Annotated in this window: 13 protein-coding genes; 4 read left to right on the forward strand and 9 right to left on the reverse strand. The window is 55.8% G+C overall.

Features of this window, described 5'->3' with window-relative positions:
• Positions 1-19: 19 nt before the first annotated feature.
• Positions 20-841 carry an aldo/keto reductase gene (locus LG301_RS03560; protein WP_404473503.1) on the reverse strand — a complete coding sequence of 274 codons (822 nt, stop codon included), beginning with the start codon at positions 839-841 and terminating at the stop codon, positions 20-22.
• Positions 842-1003: 162 nt separating this feature from the next.
• On the opposite strand from LG301_RS03560, the gene bla reads away from it, so the two are divergent.
• Both bla and LG301_RS03570 read left to right on the forward strand, forming a co-directional pair.
• Positions 1004-1885: a class A beta-lactamase gene (gene bla / locus LG301_RS03565; protein ID WP_404473504.1), complete on the forward strand. Its 882-nt coding sequence runs from the start codon at positions 1004-1006 to the stop codon at positions 1883-1885.
• Positions 1886-1959: 74 nt separating this feature from the next.
• Complete coding sequence (locus LG301_RS03570) at positions 1960-3288, forward strand: serine hydrolase domain-containing protein (protein ID WP_404473506.1); 1329 nt, start codon at positions 1960-1962, stop codon at positions 3286-3288.
• A 53-nt stretch (positions 3289-3341) separates the two neighbouring features.
• On the opposite strand, the gene LG301_RS03575 is transcribed toward LG301_RS03570, so the two are convergent.
• From LG301_RS03575 to LG301_RS03595, 5 genes are all read right to left on the reverse strand, one after another.
• Complete coding sequence (locus LG301_RS03575; RefSeq protein ID WP_210403928.1) at positions 3342-3473, reverse strand: putative transporter small subunit; 132 nt, start codon at positions 3471-3473, stop codon at positions 3342-3344.
• A gap of 94 nt (positions 3474-3567) precedes the next feature.
• A complete protein-coding gene (locus LG301_RS03580) occupies positions 3568-5214 on the reverse strand; it encodes a sodium:solute symporter family protein (RefSeq protein ID WP_404473508.1) in 1647 nt (548 codons plus the stop codon).
• A gap of 424 nt (positions 5215-5638) precedes the next feature.
• The gene (locus tag LG301_RS03585) at positions 5639-5974 is read right to left on the reverse strand and encodes an AzlD domain-containing protein (protein WP_404473510.1); all 336 of its coding nucleotides are present in this window, start codon (positions 5972-5974) and stop codon (positions 5639-5641) included.
• Entirely contained in the window at positions 5971-6693 is a 723-nt protein-coding gene (locus LG301_RS03590; RefSeq protein WP_404473511.1) for an AzlC family ABC transporter permease, read from the reverse strand. The genes LG301_RS03585 and LG301_RS03590 overlap by 4 nt, the downstream gene beginning before the upstream one ends.
• The gene (locus LG301_RS03595; protein WP_404473513.1) at positions 6690-7220 is read right to left on the reverse strand and encodes a helix-turn-helix domain-containing protein; all 531 of its coding nucleotides are present in this window, start codon (positions 7218-7220) and stop codon (positions 6690-6692) included. Before LG301_RS03595 ends, LG301_RS03590 begins: the two co-directional genes overlap by 4 nt.
• A 162-nt stretch (positions 7221-7382) precedes the next feature.
• Between LG301_RS03595 and LG301_RS03600 the strand changes: the two genes are divergently transcribed.
• Positions 7383-8687: an MFS transporter gene (locus tag LG301_RS03600; RefSeq protein WP_404473514.1), complete on the forward strand. Its 1305-nt coding sequence runs from the start codon at positions 7383-7385 to the stop codon at positions 8685-8687.
• A 67-nt stretch (positions 8688-8754) separates the two neighbouring features.
• On the opposite strand, the gene sstT is transcribed toward LG301_RS03600, so the two are convergent.
• Positions 8755-9978 carry a serine/threonine transporter SstT gene (gene sstT / locus LG301_RS03605; RefSeq protein ID WP_404473516.1) on the reverse strand — a complete coding sequence of 408 codons (1224 nt, stop codon included), beginning with the start codon at positions 9976-9978 and terminating at the stop codon, positions 8755-8757.
• 233 nt (positions 9979-10211) lie between these two features.
• On the opposite strand from sstT, the gene LG301_RS03610 reads away from it, so the two are divergent.
• Positions 10212-10541, forward strand: coding sequence for a hypothetical protein (locus LG301_RS03610; RefSeq protein ID WP_404473518.1), 330 nt, complete (start codon positions 10212-10214; stop codon positions 10539-10541).
• 142 nt (positions 10542-10683) lie between these two features.
• On the opposite strand, the gene LG301_RS03615 is transcribed toward LG301_RS03610, so the two are convergent.
• Both LG301_RS03615 and LG301_RS03620 read right to left on the reverse strand, forming a co-directional pair.
• Positions 10684-11010 carry a hypothetical protein gene (locus LG301_RS03615; RefSeq protein WP_404473520.1) on the reverse strand — a complete coding sequence of 109 codons (327 nt, stop codon included), beginning with the start codon at positions 11008-11010 and terminating at the stop codon, positions 10684-10686.
• 310 nt (positions 11011-11320) lie between these two features.
• Complete coding sequence (locus tag LG301_RS03620) at positions 11321-20047, reverse strand: GH36-type glycosyl hydrolase domain-containing protein (protein ID WP_404473522.1); 8727 nt, start codon at positions 20045-20047, stop codon at positions 11321-11323.
• Between the last annotated feature and the right edge of the window lie 150 nt (positions 20048-20197).

The following is a 20197-nucleotide window of genomic DNA, read 5'->3' on the forward strand; positions in this document are numbered from 1 at the left end:
GCCGTTGATGACCGCTTACTCACACCATCATTAAGCCCTGCTTACGTGTTGGCGGCGCGTAGGCGGCGTTGATCTGTGCCAAATCCTCTTCGTCGAGCCTGACGTTATCGGCCTCAGCGTTCTGTTTGAGGTGATCCAGGTTCACGGCTTTAGGAATAGCAATCACACCGGGGTGGCGCAGTGCCCAGGCAAGCGCCACTTGCGCGGGGGTGGCGCTGTGTTTGTCGGCGATGCGTTGTAGGGCGGCGTTATGCAGCAGCGCGCCGCCTTGCCCGATGGGGCAGTAGGCCATCAGCGGCATGTTGTGCTGTGCCTGCCAGGGTAGCAGGTCGTACTCAATGCCGCGTGCTTCGGGGTTGTAGAGCACCTGATTGGTGGTACACGCAGGTGCGTCTAGCTCGGTTAGGTCGTCAACGTCAAAGTTCGACACGCCCCAGCGCAGAATCTTGCCCTGCTCGCGCAGCCGCTCAAACGCTTCCACGGTTTCGCTCAGTGGGTATTGGCCGCGCCAGTGCAGGAGGTAGAGATCAATCGTGTCGGTGCCCAATCGGCGCAGGCTGCGCTCGCAGGCGGCTTGAACACCCTTGGCGCTGGCGTTGTGGGGGTAAACCTTGCTGACCAGATACACCTCATCGCGCCGCTCGCGGATCGCTTGGCCAACCACCTCTTCAGCGCCGCCCTCGGCATACATCTCGGCGGTATCAATCAGCGTCATGCCCAGGTCCAGGCCTGCACGCAGCGCCCTAACCTCCGCTTGGCGCTGCCCGGCATCCTCGCCCATATACCACGTGCCCTGGCCGATACGGGGTACGCTTACACCGCCTAGCTCAATCGTCTGCATGTCTTTCTCCTGTGGTGAGACTGTTTTGAATGCTCGCTGAAATTGCCGTTGCGGGTCAATCTTAGAGGATTCTTATCGAACGTCGCCTGCCTTTATGCCTGCAGGGATGTGCCTGCTAAACTCAGCGATATCGTTAACCCTCACTGCTTAGGAATACATACAATGACTCTCCCCCAATCACGCTGGGTGCGGGCTGCGCTTTCAGTGTGCCTGCTGTTGGTAACAGCGTCTGTGATGGCGCAGGAAGATAGCATTACTGCCGAGCTTGAGCGCATCGAGCAAACCTTAGAAGCGCGTATAGGCTTTGCTGCTCATGATTTAGCCACGGGCCAGCGTTGGGAAGTGAACGCGGATGAGCGCTTTGCGATGTCCAGTACCTTTAAAACCCTGGCCTGCGGCGCACTGCTGGCGCAGGTAGAGGAAGGGCAGTTAGCGCTGGATACCGAGATTAGTTTTGAAGCGTCAGAGTTAGTGACTTACTCGCCGGTCACCGAGCAGGTCGCGGGCCACCAGCCGATGACGCTGTTTGAACTGTGTGACGCTACCATGAGCACCAGCGATAACACCGCCGCTAACTTAGTGCTTGAGGCGCTAGGCGGGCCGGAGGCCATCACGGCGTTTGCGCGTAGCATGGATGACCGCACCACCCGCCTAGATCGCTATGAGACCGAGCTAAACGAGGCTACGCCAGGGGATGAGCGGGACACCACCACACCTAACGCGATGCTGGCCACGCTGGAAACATTGGTGCTGGGCGATGTGCTTACACCCGAATCTCGGCAGCAGTTGCAAGACTGGATGAAGGGCAACGCCGTGGCTGATGGGCTGTTTCGTGCTGCTATGCCAGACTGGATAATTGCAGACAGAACCGGGGCGGGCGGTTACGGCTCTCGCTCAATTACCGCGATTATTTGGCCGCCTGAGCAAGCACCCACGGTTGTAGTGTTTTATATCACCGAAACCGAGGCGTCGTTTGAAGCGCGCAATGCGGCGATTGCGTCTCTAGGTGAGGTGATTCAACAAACCCTACAAGGCCAGCAATAAACGCAGCGCTTCTCGCTATACTGAGGAGCATGCCTGTTCGGTGCTGTACCGGGCAGTTGATCAAGGAGTGAATCATGCCAAGGTATTGTTGTTCTATGCGCTCGGCGCTGCCCGCGGTACTGTGCGTTTCAGCCGTGCTTGCCCAGGGGGCGCAGGCGGAGGTGCTGAGTGCCGAAGACTCTGACCCTAGGCAACTGGGTTGGATGCAGGGCTTTCCGCCGGAACCAGAGCGCATCATCGGCCAGCCGGATTCCAACTACTTCAGTTTTCCCAAAATGCGCTGGACGGTGTGCCACTTTCGCGAGCTGTTGCCTACCAAGCAGGTCAGCCGTGGGTTAGGCGCGCCGGTGCCGTTTAACTACGCGCTGGACGATGCGATTAACGATGTGACGTTCACACCGATTGATGGTAGCGAGCCAATGACTTGGCAGGCTGCGCTGAACGAAAACTACACCGATGGCGTGCTGATTTTGCACCAGGGGCAGGTAGTGTATGAAACCTACTCCGGCTGCCTGGATGAGGCGGGTCAGCACGGGGCCATGTCGGTCACTAAATCCATGACCGGCCTGCTGGGTGAAATTTTGGTGGCGGAAGGCGTGCTGGATGAGCAGGCGCTGGTAGGGGAGATTATCCCCGAGCTAGCGGAGAGCGCCTTTGGCAATGCCACGGTGCAGCAACTTCTGGAAATGACCACGGGGCTTGCGTTTAGTGAGGAGTACAGCGACCCCAACGCAGAAATTTGGGCGTATAACGCGGCGGCAAGCCCGCTGCCTAAGCCAGATGATTACACCGGGCCGCGCACCTACTATGAATATTTGGCCACCGTACAGCCGGAAGGTGAGCATGGGCAGGCGTTTGGCTATAAAACCATCAACACCGATGCGTTGGGGTGGGTGATTGCGCGCACAACCGGCGAGTCGGTGGCATCGCTGTTGTCGTCGCGCATCTGGCAGCGCATGGGCGCAGAGCAGGATGGCTACTTTACCGTCGATTCTATCGGTACGCCGTTTGCAGGCGGCGGGCTTAGCGCGGGCCTGCGTGACTTGGCCAGAGTCGGCCAGCTGGTGTTAAACGAAGGCGAGATGAACGGCGAGCGGCTATTTCCAGCGGCGGCGGTGGAGCGCATTCGCCAAGGCGGCGATAGGCAGGCGTTTGCACAGGCAGGCTACCGCTATTTACCCGGTGGCAGCTACCGCGGTATGTGGTGGTCGCTGCATAACGAACATGGCGCCTTCGCGGCGCGTGGGGTGCATGGGCAAACCATCTACATCGACCCCACCGCCGAGATGGTGATTGTGCGCTTTGCCTCGCACCCGGTGGCGGCCAATGCCGCTAACGACCCAACATCGCTGCCCGCCTATCAGGCGGTGGCGGAGTATTTGATGGAGAAGGCCCAGCCCTAAAATGCGCCCTTAAACAACAGCCCTAGTTGGCTGATTAGTTAACCGAGTGGCGCTTACACCAGCTCGCGCTTCTCGCGCTTAGCCACGCGTATGTCTTTCACGGTAGCGATGCCGATGACCGCGAAGATGGCGAGTGATATCAACGGCCAGATCAGTACATATAACGCCAATATAAAGGTTTGCATGTGCTTTCCTATTCGCTAGCTGGTGCGTTTCGGCGCACCAGCAGGTGGAGTGATTTCGGCTTATTTGAAAAGGCTTATTTTAAAAGACTTAGCTCTAAGTAGCCGGTTTGGCCGGGTCGTAGTTGATCACTTTCTGATCAATCTGCGAGAAGTCGAACTTGCTCGAACTCATCAGGCTGACCGCGATGCAGACAATGGTGCTAACGCCGTAGGCCATCAGTGAAGCCAGCAGCACCGTGTAGCCCCGCAGGAAGCCAACGCTGAAGTAGGCCAGCACGATGGCGCAGAGTGTGCCGAACACCAAACCTACCCGGCGTCCGCAGAATCCGAAGGCCATCAGGCCAAGCACCACGCCACCGCCCACGGCGGCGAGTAATTCGAATAGTCCGCCGACGACGCCGACCAAGGGCAGCAATTCAAAGCGTGCGACGCAGAACATCACTAGGCCCGCGATAACCGCTGAGGTGAAGGCCGTATTAGTCACTCGATCCCAGAAGCAGCTGGCGATAACCGGGAACACAATCGCGCCCCAGAGTGCGCCCACAAAGACCAGCATGATCAGAATATCCATCGAGAAGCTGGCGAGAATCACCCCGATCAGCGTTGCGACGATCATGGTCAGCCTGCCGATAAACAGCATTTTGGTCGGGTCGGGTTTGTTTTTGGCGATGTTCTTACCGTACACATCGGCCATCACAATCGCTGACATGGCGGAAAGATCCGAGTCGGCGGTAGAGGAGAGCGAGCCAATTACCAGAATAAAGAACAGCGCGATAAACACCGGCGAGAGGTACATCGACACCATTTGCGGTATCAGGTTGTTCATGTCGCCACCGATGGGCTCCATACCGGTCATCAGCGCCATCAAACCAATCATGCCCAAACCAATAACAATCGCACCGTAACCAATGGTCGCGGTAATAAAGGTCGGCTTGATATGGTCTTCACGCACGGCGAATAGCCGCTGGGAGATAGTCTGGTTACCAATCGCGTAGGCTAGCACCGCCACAAAGAAGGGCGCGCCTTGATTAAGGATAGCGTCCATCGAGAACAGATTTGCCTGCTCCGGCGTGAGGAAACTCATGCCATCCGATAGCGTTTGCGGGCCGCCGAGGGCGAACATCACCGCTGGAATAATCAGAATAGCCACGGCCATCATGGCCATGAGCTGAGCAAAATCAGTCAGCACCGAGGCGCGGAAGCCCGACCATAGCGTATAGCAGAGCACCCCGACCCCCGCGATGATTACCCCGGCCTGGAAGGAGAGGGGCGAAAGTACCGAGACCAACGCGCCGGAAGCCGTGAAGTTAACCATCAGGCTGATGATGCTGCCCAGAATGTTAGAAGAGGCAAGAATCAGCTGGCTGGAAGAGCCATGGCGAGCATGAATAAGCTCACCCAGGGTGTGGGCGTTGGGCGCTAGTTTGCGAAAGCGACGGCCAAAGGGGTAGATGAACAGAATCATCAGCGCGCCCCACAGCCCATAATGCAACGGGCCGGAAATGCCGTAGGTATAACCTGACGTGGCGGCGCCGTAGAACGAGGCTGCCCATATCCAGGTGGCGGTCATGCTGGCAGCGCCTAGGCCAAAGCCGATCTGATGATTGGACACCATAAAGGCGTCAGTATTTTCCTTTTTCTTTTTAATCAGCAGGGTCAGCAGGTATGTGCCGCCGTAAAAAAACACCAGCAAAGCGAGGACAGTCACGGTCGAGAATTGATAGAAATTTTCTTCGTTCATTGAATACCCGTAGGCTTTGCAGCCTTAGCATCCTAAATAGCAACCAGAGCTCCATGGACGGAGTGGCGCCAGAGGACGTAAGCAAAAACAGATCATCTTTCTAGTTATGTCTGTAGCGAGATGTGACTGCGGTTGGCAGCCTGGTCGTGCACGTGTCAGGCGTTGGAAACGCCTTAAATAGAAGGGGTCGGATTAACGCACGCAGTGAGCTGGAATAAAGCGCAGGGAGGGGCGATCCGGATGGCTACCCTACTCCCTTAGGCACGAACAGTACAGGTGAGGCCACGCTAAGTGGCTGAAGTAACGTTTGGAACGTTATGATAATGCGCTGCTGCAAAGCATCTATGTATCGGTAGTTTGATGCCTGTTGAGGCTTGCCCATCCAGAGCGATCGGCTGCCCATTAGCGTTAATGTTGATAGCGGTTATATGAGCGCTACCCCCACCTCTACTATTCCAAACACCGCTACCCCCGCCGCTACCGGCCAGCCTAATGAGCGTAGCCGCCACCATGTGAGTAAGGTGGCGCTTAGCCCGATAACGGTAGCGACCCATGAAATGGCGCTGGGGTTGACCGGCACAATGGAAACCCCCAACACCCCAGCAATCATCAGCGGGCCAAGAATGCCCAGCCACTGGGGCATGGCGCTCATATCGGTATCGCTGCCCAAGCGGCGTTGCATCCACAAGAACGGCACGACGCGCATCAGCAGCGTGCCGAAGGCACATATCAGTACGGCGAGCCAGAGTCCGGTACTCATTGTGGGCGCCTCCCTTTTTGAAATTTCACGGTGTAAAAGCACAGCGCGCCGCAGGCGGCGCCCAGCGGAATAGCCACGTTGCTGCCGCCTACAAGCGTTAGCCCAAGCGCGGCTGCAATGGTCATCCCCATGGCCGCGGCCCAGCGTTTATCGGTAAAGCGCGGGGCTACCATCGTGAGAAACAGGGCAGGTAGCGCAAAGGGCATAATCTCACCGAGCAGCGGCCAGCGGGCGGTAAACGCTTCACCGGCGGTGGCACCTACCATCGTAAACACGACCCATGCCGCCCAGACAAAAAGCGATGCCCCTACAAACCAGCAGAAGCGCTTGGCTTCGGGTAGTTGGGGAAGCCGGGTGAGCGCGAGCGCAAATACTTGGTCGGTCAGGCCGTGCATTAACCAGGGCCAGTGGCGGCTGCGCGGCAGCAGGTGGGCAAGGTTAGGGCCATACACCACGTGGCGCACGTTGATCAGCAGGGTTAAGGCCACCACCAGCCACAGCGGCGCGCCGGTGGCAATCATGCCCACAAACAGAAACTGCGAGGCACCGGCGTAGATCAGCAGCGAGATCGCGGCTGCTTCCAGGGTGCTAAAGCCCGCTTGGCTGGCGACTAAACCAAACGACAGCGCCACCGGAATATAGCCGCCCAGCAGCGGAATGGCTTCCCGCACGCCTTGTAGGGCGCTTCGCCCAGGAGAGTGATGCGTTAGCTCGCTCATGGCGTTTTCCTCTGTGTGCCGTAGGTCACGGTGAGTAGCATGGTGGCCTCGCCGTCATGGGTGCGGTAAAGGTGTGGCTCGTCGGCAGGAAAGGTCACGCTTTCACCGGGGGCAAGTGCCGTGGCAGCACCTTCTGGGCCGGCTTCTAACCAGCCGCTAATCAGCGTCAAGGTTTCCTGGGTGCCTGGCGTGTGGGCTTCCGCATGGCGCAGGGTGTGCGGCGCGCAGCGCATCCAGTAGGCATCAACCTGTGGCGAGCCTTTTCCCTGGTCAATCAGCTGAACCTGAACGCCGTCTTCCCCAAGGGGCATCGTGATGGGCGCTACCAGCGTGCCAAAGGGTACATTGAGCTGTACGGCTAGCCGCCAAAGGGTGTCTAGTGTGGGGTTGCCGTTGCCTTGCTCTAAACGGCTTAAATTGGATTTGGCAATTCCCGCCGCATTAGCTAGGTAAGAGAGCGACCAGCCTCGCGCTTGGCGGAGTGACTGTAAGTGCTGGCCTAGGGTGTTAAGCGAGTACTCATCCATGGCGATGTCTCGTTGTTCTTTGTATGAATTGTTCTTTGCATATTGTTCTTTGTATAGAACGTTCTATATAAGGAACGTTAGCCTGTCAACGATTGTTTTGGCGCCGCTGGCTGGCACCCTTTATGCATCTTCCTCTCTAGGTGTTTGCGATGGGGAAGCGCAATGCGTTCGTTGGCAATGCTTAAACCGGTTAAATCGATTTTATGGAGCGTGGCGCTGTTGCTGCTGGGCAATGGCCTGCTGAATACGCTGCTAACACTGCGTGGTACAGGGGAGGGCTTCTCCAGCGCGGTGCTGGGGATGATTATGTCCGGCTACTTTGTCGGCTTCATTTGTGGCACCTGGGTAAGCGGGCGCTTAATTCGGCGGATGGGGCACATTCGCACCTTTGGGTTCTGCGCCTCTATTTGCGCTTCGGTGGCACTGCTGCACCTTGTGTTTATCAACCCGTGGGTGTGGCTGCCCTTGCGGGTGGTTTACGGGCTTTCGTTTATCACCTTGATTACCGTGATTGAGAGTTGGTTGAACAGCCAAGCCGCTAGTCACGAGCGGGGGCGTATTTTCGCGGTGTATATGGTGGTTAACCTGGGGGCGCTCGCTACGGCACAGCAGCTGCTGCGGCTTGCGTCGCCACACGGGTTTTTGCTGTTTGTGGTGATCGCCATTTTAATCAGCTGGGCGCTGTTACCCATCACCATGACCCGCCGGGTTCAGCCTAAAATTCCCGAGCGACCCAAAAGCAGTCTGCGGGCGCTATTAGGCTTTGCGCCGCTGGCGGTCGCCTCTGCCGCCTTATCCGGTTTAGCCATGGGGGCGTTTTGGTCAATGACTCCGGTGTACGCCACACAGCTTGGGTTTGATATTAGCGGCGTGGGGCTGGTTATGAGCGTGGCGATTATCGGGGGTGCCCTGCTGCAGATCCCGATTGGGCGTTTTTCAGACACTCATGACCGCCCCAGAGTCATGACCTGGGTGGTATTTCTTGCGGCGCTAAGCGCCGCAGGCATGCCGTTTGCACCTAGCCAGGAAGCACTGCTGGTGCTCTATTTTATTTGGGGTGGTTTGGCGTTTTCGCTCTACCCGTTGGCGGTCGCCCAGCTGATTGACCAGCTGCATCCGGATGAAATTGTCTCCGGCTCGGCGGATATGTTGGTGATGCACGGCGCGGGCTGTGCCGTGGCACCTATTGCAGCGGGGTCGCTGATGACGGTTGTAGGAAGTCACGGCTTACCCATTTATATCGCCAGCGTGTTTACCGTATTAGGTATTTACGCGCTTTACCGTCGCCGCCATGTGTCAGCCCTGGTGACGCATACCGCCCACTTTGAGCCAATGGTACAAAGTAGTGCAGAGGCACTGGAAATGATCTTTGATGATACGCAGCGCGATCTCTTTGACGACCCAAGCTTTTATGAAGAGGAGGAACGCCTGCGGCTGGTGGGGCTTTTTAAGCCAGCAAAGGGTTAATGCCAGCAACGAGGTAATGCTGAAGTGGGGAGCGCTCCATCACGCAGCGGCTCCCCCGCTGAATAGGTTAAGTGCGCGTCGTCTCGTTTGCCTGGCAGGCCGCCGCTGTGAATAGCACATCCGTTGAGGAGTTAAGCGCGGTTTCGGTCGCGTCCTGTACCACGCTAATCACAAAGCCAATGGCCACCGCCTGCATGGCGACGTCCGTAGGAATGCCAAACAGGTTAGCAGCCATGGGAATCAGCATCAGCGAGCCACCGGCGACGCCTGAAACCCCGCAGGCGGCCAGTGCCGATACCACGCAAAGCAGCAAGGCGGTGGGGAAGTCGACGGTAATGCCTAGCGTATGGGCAGTCGCCAAGGTAATCACCGTTATGGTGATGGCGGCGCCGCACATATTGACGGTGGCACCCAGCGGAATGGAAATAGAGTAGGTGTCAGGGTCAAGCTTTAAACGGCGGCAAAGCTCTAAATTAACAGGGATATTCGCTGCTGAGCTGCGGGTGAAAAACGCCGTGATAGCACTGCCGCGCAGGCAGGTAAACACCAGCGGATAAGGGTTCTGACGGGTAGTGAAGTAAACCAGCAATGGATTGCTAACAAGCGCCACAAACAGCATACAGCCCACAATAACACCCAGCAGCTGAGCGTAGTTCAGCAGTGCAGCGACTCCTGATTCTGCCAAGGTTCCCGCGACTAAGCCAAAGATGCCAATAGGGGCTAAGCGAATCACTAGGGTGACAATACGGGTGACAGCCGTGGATAAATCGCTTAACGCTTGGCGGGTGGTATCGCTGGCTTGGCGCAGCGTTAAACCAAGGCCAATGGCCCAGGCCAGAATAGCGATAAAGTTGGCTTCCATTAGCGCACTTATCGGGTTGGCTACCGCATTTAATAACAGGTCTCTTAGAACGCTAAAAATATCCCCGGGCGGGTTGCCGTCGATTTGCCCCGCATTTAGCGACAGTTCGGTGGGGAACAGAAAACTGGCCGCCACTGCAATGAGCGCCGCAATTAATGTACCGACGACATAGAGTAGAAGCACGGGACGAATATGCGTGGGTTGGCCCTTTTTGTGCGCAGCGATGGCTGCAGCAACCAGCACAAACACCAAAATGGGGGCAACCGCTTGCAGCGCGGCAATAAATAGCTGGCCAAGCAGCGCCACATTGCCTGCCATATCGGGTGCGAAAAGGGCGACGCAAACCCCGGCCACAATGCCAATTAAAATCTGCGGGATAAGGCCCAGCCGGAAAAGTGGCTGAAACACGGTGTTGAAGGTGGCGATCATTGCGCGGCTCTCAGGTAGTAGAAGGGGAAACGGTGCGTGGGCATGCCTGAAAGGGGCGGTATTCTACCAGTTGCGGGATGAGCGCGGGGAGGCGTGCTAAAAACTCTGTGAAGGTGCTCACTTAAATGAGCAGTGGGCGATATACTGCGTCAGTCGCTAGGTTTACGCTTAGCGGCACATCTCATGCAATCGACAGCTTCTCTCAGAGAAGAAAAAGAATAAGGAATGTATCAATGCGCATTAAAGTGTTATTCGCTGCACTGCTGATGGTGTGTAGCTCATCGCTGGTTATGGCGGCCGACTACTACGTAGATATCACTAACCGCACGGGCTATACCCTGTACTACATGTACGTAAGCCCGGCAGATTCGCAAAGCTGGGAAGAGGATGTGCTCGGCAATGACGTTCTGGTGGATGGTGATACGCAGCGGGTGACGATTACGGGGTATAGCAGCCCCATCTTCGATATTCGCGTCGTCGATGAAGACAACGACAGCTACACCTTTTGGGAGGTTGACGTCTCAACTCAGGACGTAGTGGTAACGCTTGACGACCTAGACTAAACACTTCAAACGGCTTGCCAGTGCTGGCATCGACCTCGCTGTTGATGCTTTATGGGGGCAAGCCGTTTTGTTCAATTCACGCCGCTATCCAATTCACTCCACTATTATAGTTAACGGTGAAATGTCTAATGGTGCAATGCCGTTAGGCAATAGCAGAGAGTTGAGAGGCAACGTCGGCACGGGAGTGATGGCTTGTCACAGTAGTGGAGGCTGACTCGGTATTATTGGCGCGGCACGTCATCATGGTGATATAGGCCTGCTCGGTAAGGCGAACCACGTCAGGGGATGTCCCCCATTTCAGCAGCATTTCATCGATGTGTCGTTCCGCGGCTTCAAACTGGCCACAGTGGCTCAGCAGTTTGGCGATGGTGTGATCGCAGGCAGGGGTATCAAACATTTCTTCCCTGATTTCTTGAATAGCCAGTTGCAGGCCTTGTTGAGAAATATCTTTTAAATCAATAGTTGGCATGCCACTTTTCCTTGTGAATGCTAATAGTTACAGATGCTAATGCTTAAAACACGGTGCTTTGTACCGTCGACAGTCGGCGCTCTTTTGTACGCCTCTTGTACCTCTCGAGGCTAATACACTGTTTCGAGAGATTCAATCGCAAATCAGCAATGTTGCAAAAAATTAATGTGAACTAAAAACCCCGCGTGCATCGTAGAACGCGGGTAGCGTGGTGGCTTACTTTGCTACCTGCTGACTCAAGAAGCAGAGCCATAAAAGTTATACAAGATATTCAATAAACAGTCATCGTATGGTCATTGTCAGCGTCTCTTTACTGTGCAGCGGCGCACCGCCGGATCACTATCTCTAGTTGATGCTGCTGACTATCTAGCGGCACCCTGATCGGCATGCCCATCTGCGTTTCCGCTAAGGCAACGCCATCCAGTGTTGCAGTGAGGGCTTGGCTTAGGAGGGGCTGGCCTGAGAGACGCTGGCTTAACGCCGCCGAAGGAGCCTGCGGGTTGATCACCTTGATATGATAGCGCGACTGGTCAAGGGTAATATCTGCCGTAAAATGCGGCCAGCTTGCTGGCAGGCAGGGAAAAACCACCAGCTCTTTAGCTTCCCGGCGAATGCCTAAAATACCCTCTAAACCGGCTTGGTACATCCAGCCAGCAGCGCCGGTGTACCATGTCCAGCCACCCCGGCCCACATGGGGCGCCACAGAATACACATCAGCGGCCACCACATAAGGCTCAACGCGATAGCGGGCAGCCGCTTCCGTGGTAGTGGCATGGTTGATGGGGTTAAGCAGTGTTAGCAGCTGATGCGCTTTGTCGCCTTCACCCAGTTGGGTAAAGGCTAAAATGGCCCACATTGAAGCATGGCTATACTGCCCGCCATTTTCGCGCATTCCAGGCGGATAGCCGCTTATATAGCCGGGGTCCTGCGTCGGGTGATCAAAGGGAGGCCAAAAGAGCAGTGCTAACTGCGGGTCATGCAGAATGAGTTCGCGCTCCAGGGAGTGCATCGCAAGCGTCGACCGCTGAGGGTCGCTGGCGCCGGAAAGCACCGCCCAAGATTGGGCGATGGAATCAATCTGGCACGCATCGCTTTGTTGGCTACCCAGCCAGCTGCCGTTGTCGTAAGTCGCTCGGCGATACCACTCGCCATCCCAAGCGCTGTGTTCAATTGCTATGCGTAGCGCCTGAGCATGTTCATACCAACGAGCGGCGCGTTGAGGATCATCTGAGTGGCAGGCTTGGGCTTCGCGCTGCTCGGCAATTGGCGCAAATTGATGAAGTGTTTTCAACAGCAGCCAGCCTAGCCATACGCTCTCTCCCTTTCCTTCGGCGCCTACGCGGTTCATGCCGTCATTCCAATCCCCGCCGCCTATCAGCGGCAAACCATGTTCACCCAGTTGCGAAAGGGTGATCTCTAGCCCACGTGCGCAGTGTTCAAACAGTGGGGCGGTTTCCAGTGAGGTGGTTGGCTGGAAAAAGTGCTCGTGCTCATGCGACGACAGCAGCGCCCCATCTAGAAAGCTCACTGGCTCATCAAGCACCGTTATGTCCTGAGTTGTGGCGATATAACGCGCGCAGGCGTATGCCAACCAAACCCGGTCGTCAGAGATACGCGTGCGCACGCCTTGTCCAGAATGGGGCAACCACCAGTGCTGTACATCGCCTTCAGGGAATTGGCGTGAGGCCGCGCGTAGTAAATGCTGGCGCGTTGTAGCGGGGTTGCTAAACGTTAGTGCCATGCAATCTTGCAGCTGATCGCGGAAGCCATAGGCGCCGCTGGCCTGGTAAAACGCTGAGCGAGCCGTTAAACGGCAGGCGATGGTTTGATACAGCAGCCAGCCGTTTAACATGATGTCCATGGCACGGTCGGGGGTTTTGACCTGTATGGCATTGAGCTGCGTATTCCAATGGTCATGAATGTGGGTAAGCTCGGTAGCTATGTCTGCATCACGAAAACGGGCAATCAGGTCGGCCACGTCGTCATTGGAGCGCCCCTGTCCAAGCAGTACGATAATGTCGGCTGTTTCTCCTGGGCCTAGCGTCACGGGACGCTGAAGCGCGGCGCAGGGGTCTAGCCCCGCGCCTAGCGTGCCGGAAAGCGGCGTTTTACACCGCAACCCTGCCGGTTCGGCCAGGCTTTTGCCATATCCGATAAACTCGCTGCGGCTGCCTGTCCATTGCGTGGGTGGTTCGCCAATATCGAGAAACGCCACGCGGCCTGGGAAAGCAGCATTCCATGGGTTGGTAACCAACAGCGCACCGCTTTGTGTTGCTTGCGACGTGATAAGAAAGGGCGCTGATGCGCTGCGCGACGTGCCCAATACCCACTCTGCATAAGCGGTCACCGAGAGTTTGCGCGTCCGGTTTGCATGGTTTGTCAGTCGCAACCGCGAAATGCGCACCGGGGCATCCAGCGGCACAAAGTGCAACAGTTCTAAGCTAAGCTCGTCATGCTGGTGTTCAAATTGGCTATAGCCAAAGCCATGACGCGCAACGTAGCGGCCTGAATCACGAATCGGGCTTGCCGTTGCCGTATAAAGCTCGAACGTCTCTTCATCTCGGACATAAACAGCATCTCCGCTTGGGTCAATAACGGGGTCATTGCTCCACGGCGTCAGCTGGTTTTCTCGGCTGCTGTCTGCCCACAGGTAGCCAGCGCCCTCTGCCGAGACTTGAAACCCGAACTGTTGATTGGCAATAACATTAATCCACGGCGCTGGCGTTGAGCTGCCCGCTTCTAGAAGGATGACGTACTCTCGCCCTTGCTTTGCAAACCCGCCCCAACCATTAAAAAACTCCAGTGTAGGCCGCTTAAGCGGGGCAGACGTGGGGGGCTTAACCATCAACTGTCTGGGGAGAGCACGTTTGGTAACAGCCGGTAGAGACTTCGTGGCGCTCTGTCGAGACAGCATTATCGACAGCTGATCGGCAATGGACCCACGGTGCGCGATGAGCACCACGCGCGCAATCGATTGAAGCTGAGCGCGTGACTGGGCGCTCGTTAGGTCGGCGCGTAAGGCATAGACCGTTCCTTGGGCGTAGCCACTGTGAAGTCGAGGTCTTGCCTGGCTGCTGAGAATGGTGGCTTCAATGGCTTGCTGTAGATCTTGAATGTAAGAGGACGCACGCTCATTGATGACGACGACATCGACTTCAAGACGTTTCATGCGCCAATACTCATGGGCGCGAAGTAATTGATGCAATTGTGGCAAGTCGTCAGTGGATTCGATCCGCAGCAATACGATGGGTAAATCGCCGGAGATCCCGTGTTGCCACAGCAGCGACTGTTGAGCGGCGCCGCTTTGAATTGCACTCTGGGGTGCTCTAAAGCGTGCGTCGGGATAGAGCAGTGGGGCCGCTAGCCGCTGAAAGTCGGCAGCCACCTCAGGCTGGGTGCCCAAATGGCGTAGCTGTACCTGTGCTTGCGTCCAGGCGAGCATTTTTGCGCGCTCAAAGGCGCTAACGTCATGATGTTTATCAATGAGATCCATAAGCGCTTCGCGTGAGCCGGCAACAACCGTCCAGTAAGCGATGCGGGCGGCTTTGCCTGGCGCGATCCGCAGGCAGTAGCGCGATGCAAAAATGGGGTCAATGACGCTGCCTACCGTGCCCGATAAATGCTGGCCCTCTGCCAGTGCCGTCGCGGTGGAGATATGGTGGCCACGGCCAATAAATTGCTCGCGGTCGGTCTCGTATTGGAACGCTCCAACGGTATCACCTTCCACGACGGCGAACTGAGCTACCCAAACGTGCGCTTCGCTGGGGTCCCGCCGCCGCCGAGTCGCCACAAGGGCATTAAAGGCGGGGAGGTACTCAGTGACCACGAACATTTTGGCAAAGCTCGGGTGGGCGTTATCGGTACTCGGCGTGGTGAGCACTAATTCTGCATAGGTCGTCACATCAATGTCGCAGGTTTGGCGTCCGCTGTTGGTGAGCGTTAGCAGGCGTACTTCGCTGTCATCTTCCCCAGACACCAGGATATCCAAGTGACTGGCAATAGATTCGTGCCGATGAACATAGCGGGCAGAATCTTCAGCAAACAGCACGTGGTTGTCGTCGTCATTAGTGCCGGTATGTGATGCCAGGGGGTGTCCTGTTGCACTCCAAACGCTTGGGCGCCGCGTATCGCGGAGAAAAATAATGCTGCCCCAGTGATCGCGAGTGGAATCTGGTTGCCAGCGAGTGATGGCAAGCGTGTGCCACCGGCTGTAGCCGCCCCCTGTTGCGGTCAGCATGACGGAGTAGTTGCCGTTTGAGAGCAGGTGAGTCACCGGAGGGCCGTTAACGTCGGTTGATAGTTTGCGCACGGTTTGTGCGTCGTTGACGGTTTGGCTAGCCGTTGATTTCACCTCTTCCGCGCGGGGGTAAGCAATCGCCACATCCCGTGGAATCCGCTCTTGCAGCAATAGCTCGCTCGCTTGAATGATCGGCTCGCGATGGAAGCGTGCCCGCATCTGCCCACGGTGGAGCGTGTTAGCGATGGCGACGATAGTCATGCCCTGGTGGTGTGCCATGTAGCTGCGCACAATCACCAGCTTGACGCCTTTGGGGAGCCGCGAGCGGGTCAGGTCTAGCGCTTCGTAGTAGCCATAGCGCCCTAGCGCGCCCATTTCTGCAAGGTGGCGATAATTTTTGAAGGCCCCTTCCGGGTCGACCATTGCCGCCAGCCCCGTTGCGTATGGCGCGATCACTAAATCGGCCGATAGACCGCGCTTCAGCCCTAAGCCAGGCACCCCAAAATTGGAGTACTGATAAGTATGTTCTATGTCTCGTGCGTTATACCCCGACTCCGAAATGCCCCAAGGGGCTGAAAACTGGGCGGCGTATGTCTCCTGGCGTTTAACGACTAGGCGGTTCGTTTGCTCCAACAGGCTGCCAGCGGGTGCGCGCATGATTAGCGACGGCATCAGGTATTCAAACATGGAGCCTGACCAGGAAATCATCGCCGCACCCTGTTTTAAAGGGGTGGCGGCGCGCCCTAATCGGAACCAGTGGCGCGTGGGTATATCACCTTTGGCGATGGCAAACAGGCTGGCCAGCCGTGCTTCTGAAGCCAGCAGGTCATAACAGCTGGTATCCAGGCTGACATCATCCAGCGAGAAGCCAATCGACAGTAACTGCCGCTCAGGGTTTAGCAGAAACGCAAAATCCATACTGAGGGCAAGCCGTCGCGCTTTACAGGCCAGCTGCTGAAGCCGCTCTACATAAGCGTTGGCGAGGGTGTTGTGTTTGTGGTCATCGTTATGCTGAACCGCCGTTTTATGCAGGGCTGTCACCCAAAAAACCACATCCTCGCCATCTTCACTATCGCGGTCGTGATGGTCATTAAACAGGTCGCAAGCTAGGTTAAGCGCTTGTTGTGTGTGCTTGGTAAGGGTTTCCAAGTCTAACGATGACGTTTGGCTTTCACTTAATAGAGTGGCAACTTTCTCAAGCGGCTCGCTAAGCTGGTGAAAGGGTGAAGGGGGGGCTGCTGCTTGGGAGGCGCGCTTAGGTTCTTCAAATTCAAGTTCTTCAAATTTAAGCTCTGCAAATTTAAGTGCTTCGAATGCCAGCGCCAATGTATCGGCCAGTGCTTGGCGAGGATCAGGTTGAAATGCGGTGTCCTGCCAGGTTTCCAATGCGTTGGCGAGGGTAATGAGATGGCCAGCCAGGTTGCCGCTATCGACAGTAGACACATATCTGGGGTTGAGCGGACGCAGATCATCGATGGCATACCAGTTAAAGAAGTGGCCACGATAGCGGGGCAGGGTATGCATCACGGCAAGCGTTGTTTCGATACGGCTTAGCGCGTTGAGATTGCCGATCCAGCCGAAATCACGCGCCGCCAATATCGACAGCAGGTAGAGGCCCATATTGGTCGGTGACGTTCGCTGGGCGACAACCGGCTGTGGCTCTTCCTGAAAATTGTCTGGCGGCAGTTGGTTAGTCGATGCAGTTACAAAGGTTTCGAAGTAACGCCAGGTTCTACGCGCAATTAGCCGAAACTCACGGGCGGTTTCTTCTGCTATTAACGGTTGGTTCGCAATACTTATCGTACTGCTTAACCACGTTGCCAGCACCGGCGCGGCTATCCATAGCAGTGCGATCGGCAAGACCACTAGCCAAACGCTGCTGTTAAACCATAACGCACTGAGGGCAATGGCTACGCCAAGTAACGTGCCGGGTGCCATGTGCCAATAAAATCCCCAAACGGTGAGGTGTGGGCATTTCATTGTCTGGGCAGACGATGTCCACTCTAGTAAATGACGGTGAGTGATAAAAACACGTGTCAGAGTGCTAACAATGGCATCTAGCATCCGCCACGCTTGGTCAGGGAGAAACATCAGCTGCAGCAAAATTTGTTTCAATCCCAGCGTTAGTTCATCCCACCACTGTTGGAAATGGTAACGAAGGTTGACGCCAGCGCGCAGGGGAGCAAACGACGTTATTAACGACAGTAAGACCGGTATGCTAACCACCATAATAACCATGAAACTGCTGACCAGGGCCATCATGGGCGGCAGCTGCCAGCTCACGGCAAGGCAGGCTAACAGTAAAGGGGGGAGCAGCGATCGGCGCAGATTGCCGAGTATTTTCAAGCGCCCTGAAGGCGGTAACGAGGCTGTTAATAGCCAAGGGAGTAACTGCCAATCGCCTCGTACCCAGCGATGTTGGCGTTTAGCGGCCACATCATAGCGGTCAGGAAAGTCTTCAATGACTTCAACGTCTGATGCCAACCCTGCACGGGCAAAAATGCCCTCAAACATATCGTGGCTTAGCAGGCTGTTTTCTGCGATGCGGCCCGCAAGTGATGCTTCAAAGGTATCAATGTGGTAGATGCCTTTGCCTGCAAACGAGCCATCGCCCACGAGGTCTTGGTAAAGATCTGACATAGCGGCGGCATAGGGGTCTAGGCCCCCTGGCGAAGCGCACAGCCGCTGATAGGTAGAGCCTCTTTCGCCTGTTGGCATCGATTGCGTGACGCGCGGTTGCAAAATTGCATAGCCTTCCACGACCCGCTTTTGCTGCGTATCAAATCGAGGATGGTTGAGCGGGTGGGCTATTTTGCCGACCAGCTTGCTAGCCGCACCTCGTGGCAGTCGGGTGTCGGCGTCCAAAGTAAGGATATAGTGCACATTTTTTGGCAGACAAGGTGGAGCCCTGAAGGTCGTATCGGTGGCGCCACGCAACAGCTTGTTGAGCTCATGAAGCTTGCCACGCTTGCGTTCCCATCCCATCCAGCAGTGTTCACTTGCGTTGTAGACACGGTTGCGGTGCAGTAAGAAGAAGCGCTTTTCATGGCTGGACGTCGCGTAGCGCTTATTCAATGCCTCGATGCGTTTTTCACAAATGCTTAACAGGGCCTCATCGGTGGCTGTTTCTGCCTGCTGGGCATCCACGCCATCCGTTAACAGTGCATAGCTAAGGGCGCCGCCACCGCTACTCAAGTGATGCACCTCAAGACGGTCAAGCTGCTCCTGCAGGTCGGCTTCATTGGTCAATAGCGTTGGCATGGCCACCAGCGTACGAAGAGCGGGGGGAACACCTTTGGAGAGATCCAGACTAGGCAGCGGCTGAGCGCCGATATTATAAATAACGAAACGATTGACGATAGATGTTGCGACCTCAACCGTGGGCAGTACGCCGAGGGCTGCTAGTAACACTAACCAAAGTGACGACACCTCGCCTGAATGCATTGATAACAGCAGCCACCCAGCCAACACCATTAAAGCGATTGACGTCGCTGTCAGCATCAGGACATAGCCATGGATGCCATTGTGCACCAACAGCTGACGAAAACGCCGTTTCAAGGGCGGGCGAAAGTTAAGGCGTTTTTCTAGCGTAGGCCTACCCGCCGCCACTAAAAAATAACCGGGGTCTTTGACGCGTGCTGCCTCATGGGCATCATCGGTAAACGGCAATGCTTCTCTTGACAGCGTTAACGCATGATCCACCACTTCCCGTTCGTTATAGGCTGAGCCACGGGCCAGTTCCTCCACTGCAATACGATACTGGTTGCGTGTTGAGAAATCGTACTGCGCAAAGCGGCTGTGTTGGCGTAGTTTTGCGTCTACTAAACTGACACTTTCGAGCAGCTCAGCCCAATCGGTGCTGGAGATAAAGCGCATACTGGTAATGATGTTGCGCACGGTAACGTTCGCCGCCCCTTGGCGCTGCTGGGTACGTTGCACAACATCATCAATCGATTCGCCCTGGCGATTAAGCTGCTCAAACAGCCAGCAGGCCAGTGCATTGGTATGGGGATTAACGCCGCGTAAACGTTTCGCCAATTGTGCTATAAAAGGCGCTGATAGCGGTGCTGTTTGAGGCGTAAAGGAGGGAAACTCATAGTCGGTTGTATCGTTCTTTGGTGAGCCGCCTCTGGTTTGTAAGTCGCTCTTCGTAGCAATCCATTTAGCGGCGAGTGTATCTGCCGTATCGCGCGCCGTTTGCTCAGTAATGATTTGATCGGCAAGACGGCGTAAGTTTTCAACTAATACAATACGAAGCGTTATAGCAACCGCCCATAACTCTCCAATCGTTAATGGCTGTTCACGCTGATAAGCGTTAATAAAGGTGCGTAAGTTAGTGAGCTCTATATTGCTGTCGGTATGCGCAATAAATGCCCATGCAAGACCAAAGACGCGTGGATAGCCTGCAAAGGGGCCTTCTGAAAGTTTGGGCAGCTGTCGGTAGTAACCGGGCGGAAGATCGCCGCGAATTTCCCGAATCTGCGCTTCGATAAGATGATAATTATCCAGTAACCAGGCGGCGGCAGGAACGATATCTCTACCCTCTGCCAACGTTACGCCGCACGCGCGATAAGCGGCCAGTAATACGCTGGCATTATCGTTGAGTCGCCGTGTTAGCGACATCACTTTAGGTGGGTGCTCTGTGACCGTTTGTGCCAGTGCTAAACTGCCGGCATGCTGTTCAAGCCGTTCTGTACTAAACAACTCTTCGCGTACCGGAGACGTTGAGCTCCAAAGAGCAGCAGAGGCATGGTATTGATGCACACCACGAAAAAAAAGCGTCTGGGTAAAAAGAGCCACGGGATAGGTCCTGGTTAAGGTGCGATGTTTGTCTCGCAAAACAATGCTTCTTTCCAGGAAGATGTGCTTAACGCAGGTCTTTGTCGGTTCGATAACGCACATTACGTGCGTCGCCTTAACCAGTGGCCTTAATAAGAGAACTTAATAAGC

The sequence above is a fragment of the Vreelandella venusta genome (assembly GCF_044809155.1).
Lineage (GTDB): Bacteria > Pseudomonadota > Gammaproteobacteria > Pseudomonadales > Halomonadaceae > Vreelandella > Vreelandella venusta_B.

Excerpts from the sequence above, each read along its gene's own strand:
- sstT (WP_404473516.1), bottom strand. The coding sequence starts at position 9,978 with ATGATCGCCACCTTCAACACCGTGTTTCAGCCACTTTTCCGGCTGGGC.
- LG301_RS03575 (WP_210403928.1), bottom strand. The coding sequence starts at position 3,473 with ATGCAAACCTTTATATTGGCGTTATATGTACTGATCTGGCCGTTGATA.
- LG301_RS03585 (WP_404473510.1), bottom strand. The coding sequence starts at position 5,974 with ATGAGTACCGGACTCTGGCTCGCCGTACTGATATGTGCCTTCGGCACG.
- bla (WP_404473504.1), top strand. The coding sequence starts at position 1,004 with ATGACTCTCCCCCAATCACGCTGGGTGCGGGCTGCGCTTTCAGTGTGC.
- LG301_RS03615 (WP_404473520.1), bottom strand. The coding sequence starts at position 11,010 with ATGCCAACTATTGATTTAAAAGATATTTCTCAACAAGGCCTGCAACTG.
- LG301_RS03570 (WP_404473506.1), top strand. The coding sequence starts at position 1,960 with ATGCCAAGGTATTGTTGTTCTATGCGCTCGGCGCTGCCCGCGGTACTG.
- LG301_RS03610 (WP_404473518.1), top strand. The coding sequence starts at position 10,212 with ATGCGCATTAAAGTGTTATTCGCTGCACTGCTGATGGTGTGTAGCTCA.
- LG301_RS03580 (WP_404473508.1), bottom strand. The coding sequence starts at position 5,214 with ATGAACGAAGAAAATTTCTATCAATTCTCGACCGTGACTGTCCTCGCT.
- LG301_RS03595 (WP_404473513.1), bottom strand. The coding sequence starts at position 7,220 with ATGGATGAGTACTCGCTTAACACCCTAGGCCAGCACTTACAGTCACTC.
- LG301_RS03560 (WP_404473503.1), bottom strand. The coding sequence starts at position 841 with ATGCAGACGATTGAGCTAGGCGGTGTAAGCGTACCCCGTATCGGCCAG.
- LG301_RS03600 (WP_404473514.1), top strand. The coding sequence starts at position 7,383 with ATGCGTTCGTTGGCAATGCTTAAACCGGTTAAATCGATTTTATGGAGC.
- LG301_RS03590 (WP_404473511.1), bottom strand. The coding sequence starts at position 6,693 with ATGAGCGAGCTAACGCATCACTCTCCTGGGCGAAGCGCCCTACAAGGC.